This is a genomic window from Sulfitobacter sp. AS59 (assembly GCF_038899995.1).
GTDB lineage: Bacteria > Pseudomonadota > Alphaproteobacteria > Rhodobacterales > Rhodobacteraceae > Sulfitobacter.
On the sequence record NZ_JBBMQK010000023.1, the window covers coordinates 1 to 3,106 of the forward strand.

Sequence of the window (3,106 nt, forward strand, 5' to 3'; positions counted from 1 at the left end):
CCAACCAGCTGCAACCCGTCGGTTTCCGACCGCAGCAGGGTATCTTTGCAATCAATCGCGGTGGCATTTTCCGAACAGACATTGCCCTGCGCATCGGGGCCGGATTCCATCCACACGGCATCCCAGCCCCCCAGATCGGACCAGCCCGCGCCAAAGGGCATGACCGCTAGATTGTCGGCCTTTTCCATGATCGCATAATCGACCGAGATATCATCGGCTTTGCCCCACGCGGCAGGGTCTAGACGGGTAAAGCCAAGGTCCGGATCGGCCTTGCTGAGTGCATCGGTGACGGCCGTCAACAAGGCAGGCGCATGGGCCTCGTAAGCGGCAATGATCGCATCCGCAGTAAACAAGAATATCCCCGCGTTCCACAGGAAATTCCCCGCCGCCAACATCTTGGCCGCGCGGTCGGCATCCGGTTTTTCAACAAAGCGCGCCAGCGATTGCGGCGCATCTGCCCCCGCATCCGCACCTGCCGCCAGCTCAAGATACCCATAGCCGGTTTCAGGGCGCGTCGGCGTGATCCCAAAGGTCACCAAATCGCCCGACTGCGCCCGCGGCACGGCGGCCTGAACCGTCGCGGCAAAGGCATCCGTTTCAGGGATCACGTGATCAGACGGGGCCACCAACATCAGCGCGCTAGGATCGGTTTTGGCAATCCACAACGCAGCAGCAAGGATCGCCGGTGCAGTATTGCGCCCCTCGGGTTCGATCAGAATACCCATCGCCGCCTGTTCCACCTGCGCCAGTTGTTCGGTCACGATAAAGCGGAACGGGTCCCCCGTCACAATCACAGGTGCCGCAAAACCGTCACCAGACAAACGCCGCGCCGAGGCCTGAAACAGGCTTTCATCGCCCATCAGCTTGGCGAACTGTTTAGGGTATGACTTGCGCGACAGCGGCCAAAGACGCGTACCAGAACCGCCACAAAGAAGGATAGGATGGATCATGATAGGAACCTTAATAGCGATTAATCTAACGAGACATTAATAAATTGGCGGGGATTATGAACGAACCGTTTCCTGCTGCAAAAACCAGTCATAGGTCTCCCTCAATCCGTCATGCAACTCAATCTGCGCGCGCCAACCCATATCTGCCAACCGCGACACATCCATCAGCTTACGCATTGTGCCATCGGGTTTCGATGTATCAAAGCCAAGCTTGCCCTTAAACCCCGTCACATCCGCCACCATTTGGGCCAATTCACCAATGCTAACATCAGTGCCCGTGCCAACGTTGATATGGCTTAGCATGGGTTGCGTGTTTGCAGCATAGGTATCTTGCGGCAGGTCGAGCACAAAAAGAGACGCTTCTGCCATATCGTCCACATGCAAAAATTCGCGCATGGGTTTGCCGGTGCCCCAGATCACGACTTCCTCCAGCCCATCGCGGGCCGCCTCGTGAAAGCGGCGGATCAGGGCGGGCAATACGTGGCTGTTCTGCGGGTGGAAATTATCGCCCGGACCATAAAGATTTGTCGGCATCACGCTGCGGTAATCCACGCCGTGTTGACGGTTGTAGCTTTCGCAAAGCTTGATGCCCGCGATTTTCGCGATGGCATAGGGCTCGTTCGTCGGCTCCAGCGTCCCAGTCAGCAGCGCGTCTTCGGCCATGGGCTGCGCGGCCGCGCGCGGATAAATGCACGAACTGCCCAGTTGCAGCAGCTGTTTTACCCCGGCCGCAAAAGCCTGGTGGATGACATTGCATTCGATCATCAAGTTTTCGTAGATAAAATCAGCGGGGTAGCTGTTGTTCGCCATGATCCCGCCGACCTTGGCCGCGGCCAGTATCACCACATCAGGCCGCTCAGTCGCCATAAAGTCACGCACCGCCGCTTGATCGGTCAGGTCCAGTTCCGCATGGGTGCACGTCACCAGCTCAAACGCTTCGCCAGCGGCCTCTCGTGCCTGCAGCTGACGCAGGATCGCACCACCGACCATGCCACGATGCCCTGCGATATAAATCTTGCGCATGGGCCTACCCGTTCTCGAGCGAGATGGGCAGTTCCAACCCGTGCTCTTTCAACAGCGCATGCCGCCGCGCGACCTTCAGGTCATTCGCTACCATCTCTGCACACATTTCCTGCGTGGTGATCTGCGGCTCCCAACCCAGCTTTTCCTTGGCTTTGGCGGGCGACCCCAGCAGTGTCTCCACTTCAGCAGGGCGGAAATACTGCGGGTCGATCTTCAAAACCACATCGCCGGGTTTCACGCCGGGGGCATCCTCGCCTGCGACAGTGTCCACGATGGCGCGTTCCTCAACGCCGGTGCCCTCGAACCGCAGGGTGATCCCCAACTCGGCCGCCGACCAGATGATGAACTGGCGCACGGAATATTGCACACCCGTCGCGATCACAAAATCATCGGGTTCGTCCTGTTGCAGCATCATCCACTGCATGCGCACGTAATCCTTGGCATGGCCCCAATCGCGCAGCGCGTCGATGTTGCCCATGTACAGACACTCCTCCAGCCCTTGGGCGATATTGGCCAGCCCGCGGGTGATCTTGCGCGTGACAAAGGTTTCACCGCGACGCGGGGATTCGTGGTTAAACAGGATGCCGTTGCAGGCATACATGCCATAGGCCTCGCGGTAGTTCACCGTGATCCAATAGGCGTACATCTTGGCCACCGCATAGGGGCTGCGCGGGTGGAAAGGCGTGGTTTCGGTTTGCGGGGTTTCCTGCACCAAACCGTATAGCTCGGAGGTGGAGGCTTGATAAAATTTGGTCTGTTTCTCAAGACCCAGAAACCGGATCGCCTCAAGCAACCGAAGCGTGCCATTCGCATCCACATCCGCCGTATATTCCGGCGATTCAAAGCTGACGGCGACATGGCTTTGCGCGCCAAGGTTATAGACCTCGTCGGGCCGCACTTCGCTAATGATCCGCGTCAGGTTCGAACTGTCGGTCAGATCGCCATAATGCAAATGCAGCTGTGGGTTGGACACATGCGGGTCTTGGTAAATATGATCGATCCGCTGGGTGTTCAGCGACGATGCCCGCCGCTTGATCCCATGCACCTCGTACCCCTTTTCCAGCAGGAATTCCGCAAGGTAAGACCCGTCCTGGCCTGTAATCCCGGTGATTAGCGCGCGTTTCGTCATGGAT

General features: G+C 58.2%; 3 protein-coding genes. All 3 read right to left on the minus strand.

Translation table 11 applies throughout. The features are described 5' to 3' along the window. Positions 1–950 (minus strand): sugar phosphate nucleotidyltransferase (locus WNY39_RS17890; RefSeq protein WP_342847738.1); only part of this gene is annotated, 950 nt, incomplete at its 3' end. Positions 951–1,004: 54 nt separating this feature from the next. Beyond that, the gene (locus WNY39_RS17895; RefSeq protein WP_342847740.1) at positions 1,005–1,973 is read right to left on the minus strand and encodes a GDP-L-fucose synthase; all 969 of its coding nucleotides are present in this window, start codon (positions 1,971–1,973) and stop codon (positions 1,005–1,007) included. A gap of 4 nt (positions 1,974–1,977) precedes the next feature. Beyond that, positions 1,978–3,102, minus strand: coding sequence for a GDP-mannose 4,6-dehydratase (gene gmd, locus WNY39_RS17900; RefSeq protein WP_342847742.1), 1,125 nt, complete (start codon positions 3,100–3,102; stop codon positions 1,978–1,980). Positions 3,103–3,106 lie beyond the last annotated feature (4 nt).

Coding starts and splice junctions, on each gene's coding strand:
- WNY39_RS17895 (WP_342847740.1), bottom strand. CDS start 1,973: ATGCGCAAGATTTATATCGCAGGGCATCGTGGCATGGTCGGTGGTGCG.
- gmd (WP_342847742.1), bottom strand. CDS start 3,102: ATGACGAAACGCGCGCTAATCACCGGGATTACAGGCCAGGACGGGTCT.